The sequence below is a fragment of the Riemerella anatipestifer genome (genome assembly GCF_009663465.1).
In the GTDB taxonomy this organism is placed as follows: domain Bacteria; phylum Bacteroidota; class Bacteroidia; order Flavobacteriales; family Weeksellaceae; genus Riemerella; species Riemerella anatipestifer_C.
This window is the reverse complement of the sequence record NZ_QXHU01000001.1, coordinates 79,080-96,026: the sequence shown is the minus strand read 5'-3', so window position 1 is coordinate 96,026 and position 16,947 is coordinate 79,080. Positions and strand designations below refer to the sequence as shown.

Annotated in this window: 13 protein-coding genes; 5 read left to right on the top strand and 8 right to left on the bottom strand. The window is 35.2% G+C overall.

Features of this window, described 5'->3' with window-relative positions:
- Window positions 1-2 precede the first annotated feature (2 nt).
- The 5 genes from D1003_RS00370 to pnuC all read right to left on the bottom strand — a co-directional run bounded on the left by D1003_RS00370 (window position 3) and on the right by pnuC (window position 6,582).
- Window positions 3-911 carry a putative zinc-binding metallopeptidase gene (locus D1003_RS00370; RefSeq protein ID WP_153935273.1) on the bottom strand — a complete coding sequence of 303 codons (909 nt, stop codon included), beginning with the start codon at window positions 909-911 and terminating at the stop codon, window positions 3-5.
- Between the two features lie 8 nt (window positions 912-919).
- The gene (locus D1003_RS00365) at window positions 920-2,392 is read right to left on the bottom strand and encodes a RagB/SusD family nutrient uptake outer membrane protein (RefSeq protein WP_153935272.1); all 1,473 of its coding nucleotides are present in this window, start codon (window positions 2,390-2,392) and stop codon (window positions 920-922) included.
- Window positions 2,393-2,403: 11 nt separating this feature from the next.
- The gene (locus D1003_RS00360; protein ID WP_153935271.1) at window positions 2,404-5,574 is read right to left on the bottom strand and encodes a SusC/RagA family TonB-linked outer membrane protein; all 3,171 of its coding nucleotides are present in this window, start codon (window positions 5,572-5,574) and stop codon (window positions 2,404-2,406) included.
- 99 nt (window positions 5,575-5,673) lie between these two features.
- Window positions 5,674-5,910, bottom strand: a complete 237-nt coding sequence (locus D1003_RS00355; RefSeq protein WP_153935270.1) for a hypothetical protein — start codon at window positions 5,908-5,910, stop codon at window positions 5,674-5,676.
- A gap of 3 nt (window positions 5,911-5,913) precedes the next feature.
- Window positions 5,914-6,582 (bottom strand): nicotinamide riboside transporter PnuC, encoded by a 669-nt coding sequence (gene pnuC, locus D1003_RS00350; protein WP_153935269.1) that lies wholly within the window; start codon window positions 6,580-6,582, stop codon window positions 5,914-5,916.
- Between the two features lie 197 nt (window positions 6,583-6,779).
- Between pnuC and D1003_RS00345 the strand changes: the two genes are divergently transcribed.
- The 3 genes from D1003_RS00345 (at window position 6,780) to D1003_RS00335 (ending at window position 9,782) form a co-directional block, all read left to right on the top strand.
- The gene (locus D1003_RS00345) at window positions 6,780-8,282 is read left to right on the top strand and encodes an APC family permease (RefSeq protein ID WP_014937194.1); all 1,503 of its coding nucleotides are present in this window, start codon (window positions 6,780-6,782) and stop codon (window positions 8,280-8,282) included.
- Window positions 8,283-8,351: 69 nt separating this feature from the next.
- On the top strand, window positions 8,352-8,939 hold the full coding sequence (locus tag D1003_RS00340) for a hypothetical protein (RefSeq protein WP_153935268.1): 588 nt from the start codon (window positions 8,352-8,354) through the stop codon (window positions 8,937-8,939).
- Between the two features lie 192 nt (window positions 8,940-9,131).
- Window positions 9,132-9,782 (top strand): Sir2 family NAD-dependent protein deacetylase, encoded by a 651-nt coding sequence (locus tag D1003_RS00335; protein ID WP_311709667.1) that lies wholly within the window; start codon window positions 9,132-9,134, stop codon window positions 9,780-9,782.
- On the opposite strand, the gene D1003_RS00330 is transcribed toward D1003_RS00335, so the two are convergent.
- The 3 genes from D1003_RS00330 to dapA form a co-directional block, all read right to left on the bottom strand.
- Window positions 9,779-10,432, bottom strand: a complete 654-nt coding sequence (locus tag D1003_RS00330) for a metal-dependent transcriptional regulator (RefSeq protein WP_052911203.1) — start codon at window positions 10,430-10,432, stop codon at window positions 9,779-9,781. The genes D1003_RS00335 and D1003_RS00330 overlap by 4 nt on opposite strands.
- A 44-nt stretch (window positions 10,433-10,476) precedes the next feature.
- Window positions 10,477-11,385 (bottom strand): CorA family divalent cation transporter, encoded by a 909-nt coding sequence (locus tag D1003_RS00325; protein ID WP_153935267.1) that lies wholly within the window; start codon window positions 11,383-11,385, stop codon window positions 10,477-10,479.
- A 70-nt stretch (window positions 11,386-11,455) separates the two neighbouring features.
- The gene (gene dapA / locus D1003_RS00320) at window positions 11,456-12,343 is read right to left on the bottom strand and encodes a 4-hydroxy-tetrahydrodipicolinate synthase (protein ID WP_153935266.1); all 888 of its coding nucleotides are present in this window, start codon (window positions 12,341-12,343) and stop codon (window positions 11,456-11,458) included.
- A gap of 223 nt (window positions 12,344-12,566) precedes the next feature.
- On the opposite strand from dapA, the gene D1003_RS00315 reads away from it, so the two are divergent.
- Window positions 12,567-15,293 carry a SusC/RagA family TonB-linked outer membrane protein gene (locus D1003_RS00315; RefSeq protein ID WP_153935265.1) on the top strand — a complete coding sequence of 909 codons (2,727 nt, stop codon included), beginning with the start codon at window positions 12,567-12,569 and terminating at the stop codon, window positions 15,291-15,293.
- Window positions 15,294-15,325: 32 nt separating this feature from the next.
- The gene (locus D1003_RS00310) at window positions 15,326-16,918 is read left to right on the top strand and encodes a RagB/SusD family nutrient uptake outer membrane protein (protein WP_153935264.1); all 1,593 of its coding nucleotides are present in this window, start codon (window positions 15,326-15,328) and stop codon (window positions 16,916-16,918) included.
- Window positions 16,919-16,947: the final 29 nt, after the last annotated feature.

The window sequence follows — 16,947 nt, the reverse complement described above, 5'->3', positions numbered from 1 at the left end:
TTTTATTTTAAATAAGTTTTTAATTTCACATTGGTTTCAAACTGCAACCTATTGAAGTTAATTCCAAAATTTTCATTGAAATATTTAATCACAAAAGCTCTTTTTTCTGTGAGGGTTTTTACGGCTTTTTTAGCGCGCTCCCTATCAGCAGCATCATAAGGGTCTTCGTACCCCGCATAGCTGTATATCATATAATCAACCTCCTGTCTGGTATTGCAAAGTAAAGCACTCACCGTTTCCGCAAAATCCTCCTCTACTCCTCCTCTCGCCGCTAATAGGCTATAATAACCGAAGTCCGAAGCCCTGCTTGTAAGGTCGTAAAGATTGTTGGGACTTGTTTGTCCCCAAGTTTCGCTATAAGCATTGAAATTGAGTTTGGAAAACGCTTCTTTATCAAAAGGTTTAGATTGTATTAAAGCCTTCACAAACTGATGGTGAGCCATACGCATTACCTTTACCACACTTGCCGAATCGGACTTAGAAAACTCATTCACTCGGTATAATGGCATCTGCCCGTGAGCGTGATTGCTCCTAATTTGCTCGTAACCTTCCAAATCTAAGTTTTTATCTCCGTAAACATAAATTTCCTTCGGGGCGTACTGTTTTACAAATTGAGTTCCAGCAATATTCTCATAGGCTTGTAACCACAGAGAATGCATCGCCTCCATCACAGGTTTCACTTGTGCTCTGCTCGGAGGTGTAGCCGCATTATTAAGCCCCGATACATTGGCGTCCCAACGGTATTTCACCTCTATATTATACGGTTGAGTATAAGTTTGGTAAAGCCACCCATCTAATTCATCTGTATTTTTGATTTCTGGCACAAGCACCGATTCCGAGTTTAAGGTATCTCTATCATTACAAGATGCCAAACCTGCCATAATTGCCAATATCCAAAATATATTTTTCATCTTTTAATTTATCTAAGGTTAGCCTCCAAGCCTAATTTTTGAGCTTGAAGCGGAATTTGAATCTGTTTTCTTAAATCTTCTTTTCTTAAAATCTTATCAAGGCTATAAGTTTCGCCCGCTGTATTTCTATTCACAGAAAGGTAAAAGCGTTTAATATCAAACCATCTCAACCCTTCGTGCACAAACTCTCGTCTTCTTAGCTCCGCAATAGCATTTACCAACGCTCCCTGATAGAAGGTAAGATGATAAAATGGGGTATAATTTTCTTGCCCTGACTGAAACGCCACCATCAGCTCGTCTTTGATGAATGTTTTTTGCGACTTGGCTTTCATAAAGGTAATGATGTCGTTGGTCGCAAAATCGTACATTTGCTTCATCGTATAAGCTTCTGCACGGTTTAGGAGCACCTCATCGGTCGTGAGTAAAACATTATCTACATAAAGCTCTCTTGGATTGGCACTTACATCTTGGAATTTTTGTAATTCTCTGAATTTATTCACATATCGGTTTCCCGTATTACTCCCTCTCGTTAAGTACCAAAACGAAGCCGAGTATTTGGGAGCATAATTAGAGAAAAGTTCTTTTCTTTTATTCTCGCTAACGGCATATTTTAGTTTAGATACCTCTCTTTTCCAACGAGATTCCGTTGAGGTAATCAGCAAATTACACTCTTCATCTGCCGAAGAATAAACTTGAGGAATAAGGTCTGGCGTGGATAAAAAAGTTTGATATTTGCCCGCCCAATCTCTTATTTTAGCCAATGGATTATCTTCCAAAACATAATTAGCGTAAGCAATGACTTTATCCCATTCCCCTTTGTAAAGGTAAAATCTGGAAGCAAAAGCGTAACCCGCTTTTTTATTGAAATGATACTTCGGTAGTTTATAGTAGCGGTCATCAACTGCCGCCAAACCCAATAGCAAATCTTCTTCTATCTTGTCATAGACTTGGGCCACTGTTAACCTCTTATATTCTGGTAATGCCTTTTTTTCAGGTTGCGTTACATAAGGAATGCCCAAAGCCGTAGAGTTAGGACTGTAAGCCTCTGCCCAAATATTAACGAGCATAAAGTGCAGATACGCTCTCACCAACAGCGCTTCTCCGTAAAGGGCTTTAATTCTGTCCGTTTTATCGGGAAACTGTTTCAAATATTCCAATGCGTGGTTGGCTTGGGCAATGCCTCGGTAGCAATCGTTCCAATAATTCAATGGAGTATCCAAATCTTCCTGCTCAAAATCTCTCCAATAAAAAGAAGCCTCGTTTAGCCTTGTATGTACTCCCTTTTCTACCACATCTACATTATCCGTCATTGGTTCTAAAAACGGGAAATAACTGGCTCTGGGATAAGCCGCTGTAAGTAGCTCTTCTACTTTTTGTTCCGAATCTATTTCTATATCCAACTGGGAATCTGGCATTTCATCTAAATAACGGTTACAAGAAAGCATTGCCGTTCCCAGTAAAAAGTATATTATTTTTTTCATTTCTATTGATTTTAAAATCCTAAATTGAGACTTACCGAATACTGTTTTGCAATCGGAGTAGCTACACCTCCCGCACGATAAAATTCAGGGTCTTGCCCTCTTAGATTTTTATCGTAATAAATTAAGAACGGATTGGTAACTTGAAACCTAAATGCCAATGAAGTCATTCCCCACTTTTGGATATATTCCTGCGGAATTTTGTATCCTACGGAAATATTTTTCATTCTTATAAAACTTCCGTCCGCAATTCTCAACTGCGAATAATTATAAGTATTATAAGCTCTTTCAATATTTTCTTTCCCCATAAGGGTTATTAAATCTTGAGACGGAATTACAGGTACATTGGTCTTGTATTCGTCTCCTGGATTGAGCCAACGGTCATAATAATATTTTGAAAATACATTAAGGTCGCCATAAGCAGGGTCGTAAGTCGGCTGAAGTCTTATTTTATTTCCCGCTTGAAAAGTGATGAAAAACGAAATATCAAAATTTTTGTATTCAAAAGAGTTAGAAAAACCACCCGTAAAGTTGGGCTCCACCGCACCATTATACTTTAGATAGGACAAAGAATAATTGGTGTCAGCAAAGTCGGCTCCCGAAATGTGAGCGTATAAATCGCCTCCTTGAAACGGATAATTCCCAAAATCAAAAGTGGGTAAGCCTTGCCCATCTAACCCTTGAAACTGAAATGAGAAAATAGACCCTCTGGCATAGCCTACCACATTGCCTCGTCCTGTACCAGAAACCAAATCAAAAGTATTTGGATTATTAAGCAATCTCGTGATTTTCTGTTTAAAGTAACTCAAACTCAAATTGGTTTTCCATTGGAATGCCTCAGTTTTAATATTGGTGGTATTAAGCGTGAGTTCTATCCCTTTGGTTTCCATATCTCCGAAGTTAGCATATTTGTAATACTGTCCGCCAATCCCAGAAGTTCTCACCAAATCAATCAAATCAAAAGATTTTCTGGAATAAACATCTACGGTAGCATTGATGCGATTTCTGAACAACCCCAAATCCAACCCCAAATTGAGTTCGTACATTTTTTCCCAAGTTAAATCCCTGTTTTCCAAATGCAAAATATTAAGTATATTTTCCCTATCGGTAATTTGGTAACGATTGGTAACACCACTTCTGAAGACCGCCAAAGAATTGATGGCGTTTTCGTTCATTTTAGCCGTTAGACCATAACTGGAACGAATCGCCAGTGTGCTAAGCCAAGCCACATCTTCAAGAAAATACTCCTTATCTACATTCCATTTCGCACCCACATTCCAAGTGGGCAACCAACGAGTCTTTGCCCCTTTTCCTGCAATATTGGAACCTTCATAGTTACCCACCGCATTAAAAACATATCTATTCTTATAGGCATAAGTGGCATTAGCCGAAAAAGTAACCCCTCGGTCCTGCCTTGTCATCAATCCGAAATAATCTAAATTATCTGCAATTAATTTTTGAAATACCAATGGAGAAGTACGCACCTGGTTTCCTCTATCATACTGTATTCCATAACCTTGAAAAGGCGTTACTGTTCGGTCAGCATATCTAATTTCTCCAAATCCAAATAGTTTTAAATCGTGTTCGTTCCATTTATTGTTATAATCTAACGATGTTCTCACCAAGTAACTTTCTAAAGTATTGGTGGTTTGATTGAATATTCCTCCGTGTGGCAATACTGATTGCGGTTGAGCCAAAGGATGGTCTGCATCTTTAAATAAATATACATTCTCTGCTCCCACAGCCGCATTATCATTGGCTCTAAATGCCAAAATGGTATTAGAATTTTCTTTAACATAATGCTTGTTCTCCGTCTGTGCACGGCGAGCCACCGCTAATAAATTCCCTGTTAATTTTTTATTGAGTTTATATTCAAGTTCCGTCTGCACCTTCAAATCCAAAACTTTAATATCCATATAGTTATTTTGATATTCGTTAAGAATATTGAATGGTGCCCAGTTATTCCGATAATACTCTAAATTTCCATACTGGTCTTTTGCACGCAATGTACGGCTGGTATTAAGGGCATAAGAAAAAGGATTGATATCAAAATCTCTCTCAAAAGAACCAATGACGGTATTTCTTCTTTGAGAAAAAGTGCCTGGCGCTTTCTGTTCCCTTATATTTCCTTGCGTTACAATATCCAACTTGAGGTTATCATTAAGGTAAAAAGTATTTCTCAAATTGGCCGTAAGACGACTGACCCTATCCGTAACAGACCAACCCGCATCATTGAAAAATCCTAACGAAGCATAATTGGCTGTATTTTTACCGCCTCCAGAAAAACTAATAGTATGATTTTGGGTTGGCGTAATATTGAATAATTGTTTAAACCAATCGGTATTGGCATATTCGTGAGTTCTAAGAAAAGCTAAACGAGCTTCTTCGGTGTTTTGCAATAAAAAAGTACTGGTATTAGGATTAAAGGTATTGATGGCATCATACATTCTATAATAAACCCCTCCCCTTCTTCCATAATAAGCATTTGCCATAGAGAAATACCCTTTTTTCTCCATTTCCCGATAGATAGACATCGTCTCTTGTGAGTTAAGCAAGTCATAGTCTGCATAAGACGGAATGCTTCTATAAGTTTGCTCGTAATTGTAAGAAATTTTGTTTGGTGTATTTCTTCTCCCTGATTTTGTACTAATTACAATAACTCCATTAAGGGCTCTTGCACCATACATAGAGGTTGCAGAAGCATCTTTAAGCACCTGAATATCTTGTATATCCGAAGGATTTATCCCCGCAATGGCAGAACTTACTAAAGTAACGGCATCTCCAGAAACTAATTGGTCTAAAGTAAGACTCACAATATCCTCGTAAACAGCACCATCTACCACCCAAAGCGGTTGTACATTACCCGTGATAGACGCTCCTCCACGAATGTTAATCCTTGGAGCCGCTCCAAAAGTTCCCGTTACATTCTGAATATTCAGCCCTGCAACACGACCTTCTAACATTCTGGAAACATCAGGTATCCCATCCAGTTGTATATCTTTCATTTTTACCTGAATGGCAGACCCTGTAAACACTCTATTCTTTACTTTGGTGTACCCTGTAAGCACAACTTCATCAATGTCTTTATTTTTTAGAGTATCCTTTTGAGCATAAACACCCTGCCCCAAAAAGAATACTACAGACAAAGGTAAAGCAGTCCTGCAAAAATAATTTTTCGTTTTCAAGTCTTATCTTTTTCGACAAAGATAAAAACTTAATTAGAATAAGTATAAATAAATTTATATGACAAATATCAGCTTATTTAGAATAAGAATAAATTAAACTTAATTATTCTGAGCTAGTTTTTCAGCATATTGTTTAGAGAAAATAGCTTTATCTTCCTGTAACTGTTCCGTTGTGGTGGGTAGATTATAGGAAAACAAAACTTCATCGTTATTATCCATAAACTGAAGTTGTTTTTCTTTGCCATCTATCATTTGGGCAAAAATATCCCACATAGAAACATCTTTTAACTTTAGTAATTCAAAAAAATCATTCGCTTTTATATGTACTATTTTCATAAGTTATGTATTTTCAACTGAAATATTTTTTTTCCATTTTATATACCCTATAATTGCTAATATGGTAAATATAAAATACTGCACTGAAGTTATCCCTAACCCTTTATAGAGATACATAGGCACACTAATAAAATCTCCCAAAATCCAAAACAGCCAGTTCTCTACTCTCCTTTTTGCCATCAGCCACATCCCTACTAAAAATATAGCCGTTGTTACAATGTCGGTATAGTTCATCCAGTCTAGATGATACCAACCTAACTCAACGCCTTCCATAGAAAAATTTTGGTCTATATAAGGTTTAAAGTAATAGACAATCCCTACCAAAACCACACTCAACACAAATAACCCAAACGATATTAACCAATCTTTTGCCGTAGCCTTAGTTGATTGAATATAAACATTATCCACCGAATTCTGAGACCATAATATCCAACCATAAATACTCATAACGGTATAGTAGAAATTAATCATCATATCTCCTAAAAGCCCAAATTTGAACAAGAGATAAACATAGATAATGGTACTTACAATACCCGTAGGATACACCAAAATATTTTTCTTTATAGAAAAATAAACACTCAGCAACCCAAAAATACTAGCAACCATTTCCAAAATAATTTGGTAAGTCGCATAGGTTTCGTAAGGTTTCAAAAAAAGCTCCTCAAAATTCATAGCCCCAAATATAGTACAAAATATTGAGCTTTATGGTCGTTTAAAAATCATCAAAAAACAGATTAAAAAAATATCAATTACTTAAAAATAAAATCAACTAAAACACACCTATCATTCATTATTTTTATTAAAAACATAAAACTATTAAGCTAAATTGTTTTATATTCGCAATGTTTAATAAAATTTGATATAAAACTATGGCTAATATTTGGAGGAAAAAACCCATCGGTGCTTACGAAGCTGATATGAAAAAAAGTGAACTCAAACGAGTTCTTGGAAAATGGAGTCTTACCGCTATTGGAGTAGGAGCCATTATAGGTGGTGGTATTTTTGTACTTACAGGTACAGGAGCTTACTATCACGCTGGTCCTGCCCTAGCACTTTCATTTGTAATCGCTGGGATAGCGTGTATTTTTGCAGCTCTATGCTATGCCGAATTTGCTTCGTTGCTCCCTGTGGAAGGCTCCGCTTATGCCTATGCTTATGGTACTATTGGTGAAATTTTTGCTTGGCTTATCGGCTGGGGACTTGTACTAGAATATGCTATGGGCTCTATGACGGTAGCTGTATCTTGGTCAGGCTACTTTAATAAATTATTAAAAATAGTAGGTATAGAAATCCCCTACTACCTCACTAACGATTTTGCTAGCGCCAAACAATATGCAATTAACCACGGTTTAGCCGAACCATCTTTTGCTTTTAACCTCCCTGCCTTTCTTATTGTGCTATTAGTAACCGCTATTTTAGTGAGAGGCACTAAAGAAGCTGCTGGAGCTAATAATATGATTGTATTATTAAAAACTTCAGTAGTGGTTTTCATTATCATTATAGGGGCATTGTACATCAATATGGATAACCTTACGCCTTTTATTCCTGAAGAAACGCTTATTAAACAAGCCGATGGACATCTTGGTAAAGCTTATGGCATTTCAGGAATTATAGCAGGAGCCTCTGCCGTATTTTTTGCCTATATTGGATTTGATGCCGTTTCTACTCAAGCAGCAGAAGCTAAAAACCCTAAAAAAGATATTCCTTTTGCTATCATTACCTCACTTTTGGTGTGTACGGCTCTTTACATACTAATGTCGTTAGTCCTTACGGGAATGATGAACTATAAAGATTTTGGCTCTGTACCTGATGCACTTACTGCTCCTGTTGCCATCGCTTTTGAAAAAGCGACAGGAATGAGTTGGGCTGTTATTCTCATCACGGTAGCTGCAACAGTAGGTCTTATTTCTGTTCTGTTAGTAATGATGCTTGGTCAGTCTAGAATTTTCTTAGGCATGGCGAAAGATGGGCTACTTCCAAAAATGTTTAAAGATATTCACCCTGTAAGAAAAACACCTTATAAAAACACCCTGCTAGTAGGTGCTATTGTAGCGACAGTAGCTGCATCTACACCAATTAGCACTTTAGTACATATGTGTAGTTTTGGGACGCTTTTCGCTTTTGCAATGGTTTGTTTTGCTGTTTGGTTACTAAGAATTAAAAAACCGGAACTTAAAAGAGATTTTAAAACACCTATGCTTCCTGTGATAGCAAGTCTAGGGATTTTAACCAACATTTATCTCATTTGGAACTTAGAGACCTCCGCTATTTACATGGCGATAGGTTGGTTGGTATTTGGTATTTTGGTTTACTTCCTCTACGGAAGACGCAACTCTGTACTAAATAATGGAGGCTATGATGAATATGAATAATTAATTGGAATCATCTTAAAGCCCGTTTAAATTTTATTGAATAAAATTTAAACAAGTTCTTAAGTATGTATGAAAATAAATAATATAATTATCTTAATATTGATTTTTCTTTGCATTTATTCATGCAAAAATCAAGAAGCTAATATAGGTTTTACCCAAAATATAAGTGATGAATGGGTATATATCATACCTAATGTTTATGCTCCTACACGAGATAGTTTAAAAATTGATATTCCTATAGAATTTAAAATCAAAAATAATAGTAGCAGGAACTACGATTATATTGAGACTATTTTTTATATTGACAAAAAATACATATATACAGGAGATTTTAAAAATATAGATAAATCTACTCGCAAAGTTAAATATGATGAAGAATGGGAACTCCCCAAAGGAGAGGAAGATGAAATTATTTCACGTGTTAAGGTATTATATATTAATAAGGATGATGCGAAAAGAGTTTTTGAAAAATACTCTATTCAAAAAGATATAGAAAAATTTCGTGACTCTGTAAAGATTGCTCCCTACAAGCAATTTAGAAAAGATTTTCCAGAAGTTATAAAAAAAATGGATAAAACTCCTGATATAGTTGAAGTAGTGGTAAGATACAAAAATGATAAAACCTACAAGTCTCAAAAATTTAAAATAAACTGGTAAATGACTTTGTTGTAAATACTTGTCGAAATTATAAGTTTACTAATTGAAAACTAATTTTTTTCAACTAAAAATTTGTGATTTTTATCAATATTAAACTAAATGTGGCGTTGAATAGGTAAAGATTAAACTAACTCTAAGTTTTAATAAATTATCTCATGAAAAAAAAGATTAGTAGTACTTTCTGGGGCGGGTATTTCTGCTGAAAGTGGCATTAAAACATTTAGAGATTCTAATGGGCTGTGGGAAGATCATCGTATAGAAGATGTGGCGAGTCCAGAAGGGTTTGCAAGAAATCCTCAATTGGTTTTGGATTTTTATAACCTTAGAAGGAGGCAATTAGCAGAGGTTAAACCAAATTTGGCTCATACTATTTTAGCAGAATTAGAAAAATACTACGAAGTAATTATCATTACTCAGAATGTAGATGATTTACACGAAAGAGCGGGGTCTTCTCATATTATTCATCTTCACGGAGAACTTAAAAAGGCGAGACCTATAAACTCTGAAAGTGAGATTATAAATTGGGAAACCGACCTTAATCTAGGAGACAAAAACGAAAAAGGCGTTCAGCTTAGACCTCATATTGTATGGTTTGGTGAGGCTGTGCCTGAAATGGAAAAGGCTATAAACCTAGCAACTTCGGCAGATTTATTTTTAGTGATAGGAACTTCGTTACAGGTTTATCCTGCGGCATCTTTGGTGCATTATATTCCACAACATTGCGAGTTGTTTCTCATTGACCCTCAGATTCCCGAACATTATATAAAAAAGGCTACTTGCTTCGCCACTTCGGCTACGGAAGGTATGATAAAATTAAAAGAAATACTCTTGGCTGAGTTTTAATCTAGCTTTACTAAAAGAGCATCACAAACTACTTTACTGAAGGTGTGAGAAATACCATTTACGGTTACCATCATAGAAGCGTCAAATTTTTCTTTTTTGTTTACTGTAAGTTGGCTTCCTAAATTGAGTTGTTTATCATTCAAAAAGCTAAGGAAATCTTTGGTATCTACAGTTACAGCAGCTAGTGTTACCTTAGAGCCTTCGGTACATTCGCTGAGTTTCTTTAGATTTTGCTCTATGATATTGCCCTCTTTGTCAGGGATAGGTTCTCCGTGAGGATCTACTTTAGGATAATTGAGAAGCTCGTCCATTTTATCAAAAAACTCTTCGGAGTGTATATGTTCTAGTTCCTCGGCTATTTTGTGTACATTTTCCCAACCAAAGCCCATTTTTTCTACCAAAAACATCTCTGTAAGCCTATGTTTTCTAATCACTAAAGCGGCCTCTTTTTGCCCAATTTCGGTAAGAATGATGGGTTTATAGCTTTCTGCAATCACCCATTTTTTTTGAGCAAATTTTTTCATCATACTATTAACGCTCGGCATTTTGATGTTCAAAAACTTGCTGAGTTCGTTTACTGTAACTTCGTTGTTATCAGTTTTTAGATGAAATAAAGCCTTTAGATAATTTTCTTCTGTAAGAGAGTTCATAGACACAAAAATAAAATATTTTTCTGTTTGGAATGATAGCGATGTTAATACTTTTTCTTTTTAAAATAAATAAAAGTAGCTATAACAATAATGAGCATCACTCCCAAAGTAGCGTAATAACCATATTTCTGATGAAGCTCTGGCATAAATTCAAAATTCATTCCGTAAAGCCCAGCGATAAAGGTAATTGGTAAAAAATAGACCGAGTACATCGCCAATAGTTTCATTACTTGGTTGGCTTTTTGGTCAGATAAGGCAATGTATACCGAGATGAGGTTAGTAATCTGAGCACTAATATGGTCAAAATCAGATGTTACATCTTTTTGTTTATCTACAAGGTCGGCTATTTCAATATCTTTTAGATTAAGTTTTTTAAACGCACCTATCCAGTCTGAAGACAGATTGAGTACCCTAGCATTGAGTCCTGCTTTTCTTTTAATTTTATAGAGTTTTTTTATGGGGTTGAGTTGAGAGTTATTTTGCATAAAAATCTCGGTTTCCAACTTGTCGATAACTTCTATAAGTTTTTTACTTTCATCATCAAAAGATTTCATTATTTTGAGTCCTAAGATTAGGGCTAATTTGTCGGGAGTGTAGCTAATGTATTTATCAGGATTTTTACCGAAATCTTCTTTTATTTCAACAATACTTTTGTTATCAGTTCTGTGTATAGTGATGATTATTTTTTCTATAATAAAAATCCCTAGTTTGGTACTTACATCGTTGATGCCATTGAGGTTTTTTCTTTGAAGTTCTACATTTTCTCTCGTCAGGAAAAACTTCACGCCTTCTACCTCTTCAAACTTAGGTAAGTGGCTAGGGTCTACGGCATCGTCAAGGTGTAGTTTGTTGATAGGATATTGTTGGCGTAGCTGTTCCAGATCCTCTTTGGTAGGAGCTATAACATCAATCCACTTGCAATATTCGCTTTCAAAAATAGTATTTATAGGCATATTTTTAATAAATGTAAAACTGCCTCTCTTTACAGAGGCAGTCTAGATGTGTTAGTAGATGCTTTATGTTTTAACTGAAAACAGAGTTTAGTCTGTCAACCTCCGAATTTATTTTTTGTTGTAAGTCTTCTGAAGCTTTAACTAAAGGTAATCTAAGGTGATTTTTAATGATGCCTTTATGTGCTAAAACAGCTTTGATACCAACAGGATTACCCTCAGCAAAAATAAGGCGTGTAATTTCTACCAATTGATTATGGATAGCATAAGCTTCTTTAACTTTCTCGTCTTTTGCGAGTTTTATCATTTCTGAAAATTCTTTAGGGTAGGCTTGCCCAATTACAGAAATTACTCCATCACCTCCAGCGAGTGTTACTGGGAGAGTGTACTCGTCATCACCAGACATTAGCGAGAAATTTGCAGGCTTTTTTCTTAAAATATCAAAATACTGTGTGAGGTTAGGAGCCGCTTCTTTTATCATAAATAAGTTAGGGAACTCCTTAGCCAATCGTAGTGTAGTTTCAACTTCTATATTTTGCCCTGTTCTTCCTGGTACATTATAAATAATGATGTTTTTACCTGTTTCTGCCAAAGCCTTATAATGCTGATAAAGCCCTTCTTGGTTAGGTTTATTATAGTAAGGAGAAACTGATAAAATAGCCTCAAAATCATCAAGATTAGTTTGTTCGATTTCTTTTTTTACGGCTAAAGTATTGTTGCCACCAATACCTAGAACTAAAGGAAGTCTTTTATTATTAACTTTAACAATGTGTTGTATAACAGCTTCTTTTTCTTCCTTAGAAAGTGTTGCAGTTTCTGCAGTTGTACCAAGAACCACAAAAAAATCTGTTCCGTTAGCTATGTTGTATTCTATGAGCTTTGTAAGAGCATCAAAATCGATAGATAAATCTTCGTTAAAAGGAGTTACTAAAGCAACCCCTAGACCTGATAAATTTTTCATTTCCGTTTCTTATTCTAAAATTTAGAAGACCAAAATTAAGTTTTTTTTCGATATAATACAGGATTATTTTACTTTTAATGTTATTATAAGTTATCCATTTATTAGGAGGTAATTTTTATAGTATTCCGTTTGTTATTTCAAAATATATTGTAACTTAGCCCCTCGATTTTATTGAGTTGAATAAATATTAAATTTTATAACTATTGATTTTTAATAAAATACAATGAAAAACTATTCAGTATTAAAGATTGCTCCAGCTTTTCTACTAGCGGGAGCGATGCTACAAGCACAAAAGGTAGATTCTACCAAAACCAAAAGTATAGATGAGGTAGTGCTTATAGGTTACGGAAAGAAGAAAAAATCAGATCTTACAGGTTCTGTAACGGCAATTTCTTCTAAAGATTTTAATGATGGTATGTTATCTTCGCCAGAACAGCTTATTCAAGGTAAAGCGGCAGGTGTACAGATTACAACTAATGGTGGTGCTCCTGGTAGTGGCTCTACAATTAGAGTAAGAAGTGGAGCGTCTCTTAATGCATCTAATGACCCACTTATCGTTATAGACGGAATGCCATTAGATACCAAAGGAATTGATGGAGCCGCTAACCCATTAGCCCTTATTAACCCTAACGATATAGAATCTTTTAACATTCTTAAAGATGCATCTGCAGCGGCTATCTATGGTAATAGAGCTTCTAATGGGGTTATCATCATTACCACTAAGAAAGGAACTAGAGGAAAACTTAGAGTAGGCTATAATTCCACAACATCTGTTTCTCAGAGATTTGGAACGGTGAATATGATGGATGCTAACGAATTCAGAACTTTAGTAAAAGATAAAGCATCAGCAGATTATATTTCTAAATTAGGTAATGCAAGTACCAATTGGCAAGAAGCCTTTTATCAATTAGCGACAGGTTTTGATAATAATTTAACACTATCTGGAGGAATTGGTAAAGTACCATTTAGACTATCTTTAGGATACCTTAACCAAGATGGTATTATTAGAACTAATAATATAGAAAGAAGCACTGCAGGTTTAAACTTAAATCCAAAATTATTTAATAATCATTTGGATATTAATTTTAACTTAAAAGGGACTTATGTAGAAAATAGGTTTACTGATGGAGAAGCTATCAATGCAGCTGCGTCTTTTGATCCAACACAAAATATTTACGATGCTTCTAATCAAGCGATGGGCGGTTATTGGGAATGGATGGATAATGGAATACCTAACCAAAATGCAACCAGAAACCCTCTTTCTATGCTTTACCAAAGAAGAGATGTTTCTTATGTAAAAAGACTCTTGGGGAATGTTCAGTTTGACTATAAATTTCATTTCTTACCAGAGCTAAGAGCTAATTTAAATTTAGGTCTAGACCTATCTAATTCCAACGGAACAGTTACTACTTTACCTACATTAGCTTCATCATACTTCCAAAAAGGAACCAATAGAAACTATGAGCAAGAAAAGAAAAATAGGCTTTTAGAATTTTATCTAAACTATTCTAAAAAACTACCTTCTATAGAGTCTGATATTGATGTTATGGCGGGGTACTCTTACCAAAAATGGAATGAATCTAAGCCTTTTGCACCTACAATCTACGGAGATGGAACTAATGATCCTGCAAGTGGTGTGGATTTCTTTACACACAATATATTGATATCTTACTATACTAGGTTAAATTACACATTTAAAAATAGATATTTACTTACGGCTTCTGTGCGTAGAGATGGTTCATCTAGATTTGGTACAGGTTATAAATGGGGATATTTTCCATCTGTATCAGTAGCTTGGAGAATTGATCAAGAGAATTTCCTTAAAGGTAACACTACAATCTCTACTTTTAAACTAAGAGGAGGTTGGGGAGTAACTGGTCAGCAAGATATTATGGATAATGACTATCCATACTTAGCTAAATATAGTATATCCAATTCTGGAGCTAATTATCTTATAGGTGGTGTGCCTTATACACTGTATCGTCCAGAAGGCTATGACCCAAATATCAGATGGGAAACTACAAGAACTACCAACATAGGATTAGACTTTGGTATCTTAAAAGATAGATTACTATTTAATGTAGATGCATATAAAAGATACACAGTAGATTTACTAAGTGAGGCTCCAACCCCAGGAGGTGCTAACTTTACCAATTTACTTTTATCAAACATAGGAAATATGGAATCTAAAGGGCTTGAAATTGGTGCATTGTGGAAAGCTATTCAAAACGAAAATTTCTCTTGGGATATTTCTGCTAATGCAACATTCCAAGCTGCTAAAATTACCAATTTAGCAGCTAATGAAGGAGCTGGTCAAAGAGTGCTTGTTGGAGGTATATCAGGTATTACAGGTGGTTTAATACAAACACATTCTGTAGGCTATAAACCAAATTCTTTCTATGTTTATCAGCAGAAATATGATGCTAGTGGAAGACCAATAGAAGGCGACTATGTAGATAGAAATGGAGATGGCATTATAAACGAGCAAGATATGTACGAGCATAAGTCGTCTATGCCAAAAGCTTTGTTTGCATTTACATCTAGAATGACTTATAAAAATTGGGATATGGGATTTGCACTCAGAGCTAGTTTAGGTAATTATGTTTATAATAATGCCAATGCTAGATACGGAAATTTACAAAATATAGGTACTAATGGATATTTGCAAAATGTTTCTAGAGATTATCTTAATACAGGATTTACTAAAGCTCAATATTTTTCAGACTATTATGTAGAAGATGCTTCATTCCTAAGAATGGATAATATTAACATAGGGTATAATTTTCCTCAGTTTATAGGAAATGCAAGATTGAGAGTGAATGCTTCTGTAAACAATGTTTTTGTGGTTACCAAGTATAGCGGAGTGGATCCAGAAGTCTTCAATGGGGTTGATAACAATTTCTACCAAAGACCTCGTGTGTATTCATTAGGTTTCAACCTTCAGTTTTAATTAAAAGTTATACAAGTTAAAAATTTAAAATAATGAACTTAAAATATTTAAAAATAGGAATAGCTGCTTTAGCATTTAATTTCTCTCTTACTTCGTGCGAAAGAGATTTGGATCAAGTGCATAGTAGTGATGTTACTTCAGTGAGTGTTTACTCAGACTTTGCAAATTACAAAAATGTACTAGCGAAATGTTACGCAGGATTAGCAATAGGTGGACAAGATGGAGGAGATGGAAGACCAGATGTTAAAGGGATTGATGGAGGTATGTCTAACTATTTGAGACAATATTTCCAGTTACAAGAATTACCTACTGATGAAGCGATAATAGGTTGGGGAGATGCCAATTTACCAGAAATGAACACAATGAAGTGGGGTTCTGACAACCAATTTATTACAGCAATGTATTATCGTGTTATATATCAAGTAACACTTACCAGTGAGTTTATTAGAGAAACTTCTGATGATAAACTGTCTTCTCGTGGTATTACAGGAGCTCAGGCTGAAGAAGCTAGACTTTTCAGAAATGAGGCTCGCTTTTTAAGAGCATTGAGTTATGCACACGCCATAGATTTATTTGGTAATGTTCCTTTTGTAAATGAAAACACAGAAATAGGTTTAACACCTCCTGCGAGAATAGAAAGGAAAGCTTTATTCCAATATGTAGAAAAAGAATTAAAAGACCTGGAGGGATTATTAAAAGCTCCAAGAGCTAATGAATATGGAAGAGCAGATAAAGCCGCTGTATGGATGTTACTAGCTAAACTTTATCTTAATGCAGAAGTTTATACAGGAGAAAAAAGATATACAGAAGCCGCTGATTATGCAGAAAAGGTAGCAACAGCAGGATATAGCTTAAAAGGAAATTACGAAGAGCTTTTCTTAGCGGATAACCATTTGGATAATAATGAGGTAGTATTTTCTATCAATTATGATGGTATCAGTACTCGTACTTGGGGTGGTACAACTTTCTTAGTTCACGCTGCTGTAGGAGGAAATATGAAGGCTTCTGATTTTGGTATCAACGGTGGTTGGTGGGGACTTAGAACTACTAAAAATTTAGTGGAAAAATTCCCTAATGCTTTAGGAGATATAGATAAAAGAGGTAGATTCTTTACTAATGGACAGAATTATGAAATTAACGATATAGCATCATTTACGGATGGTTATGCGTTCATTAAGTTTAAAAATGTAGATAGAGCAGGTAAAGCAGGTTCTGATGTTTCAGGAAACTTTACAGATACAGATTTCCCTCTATTCCGTTTAGCAGATGCTTACCTTATGTATGCAGAAGCAGTATTGAGAGGTGGTTCTGGAGACCTTAGCAAAGCTCTTACTTATGTAAATAAAATTAGAGAAAGAGCTTATGGCAATACTAATGGAAATATTACTGCATCACAACTGACTTTAGATTTCATCTTAGATGAAAGGGCTAGAGAGTTAGCTTGGGAAGGTACAAGAAGAACCGATTTAATTCGTTTCGGTAAATTTACTTCTGGTGCTTATCTATGGCCTTGGAAAGGAGGTGTTAAAGGCGGTACTGCAGTAAGTGATACCAGAAACCTTTATCCAATTCCTGCAAAGGATATAATAGCTAATACTAACTTGGTTCAAAACCCAGGTTACTAGTGTAATTATAACCTAAATATAGCAAAAGT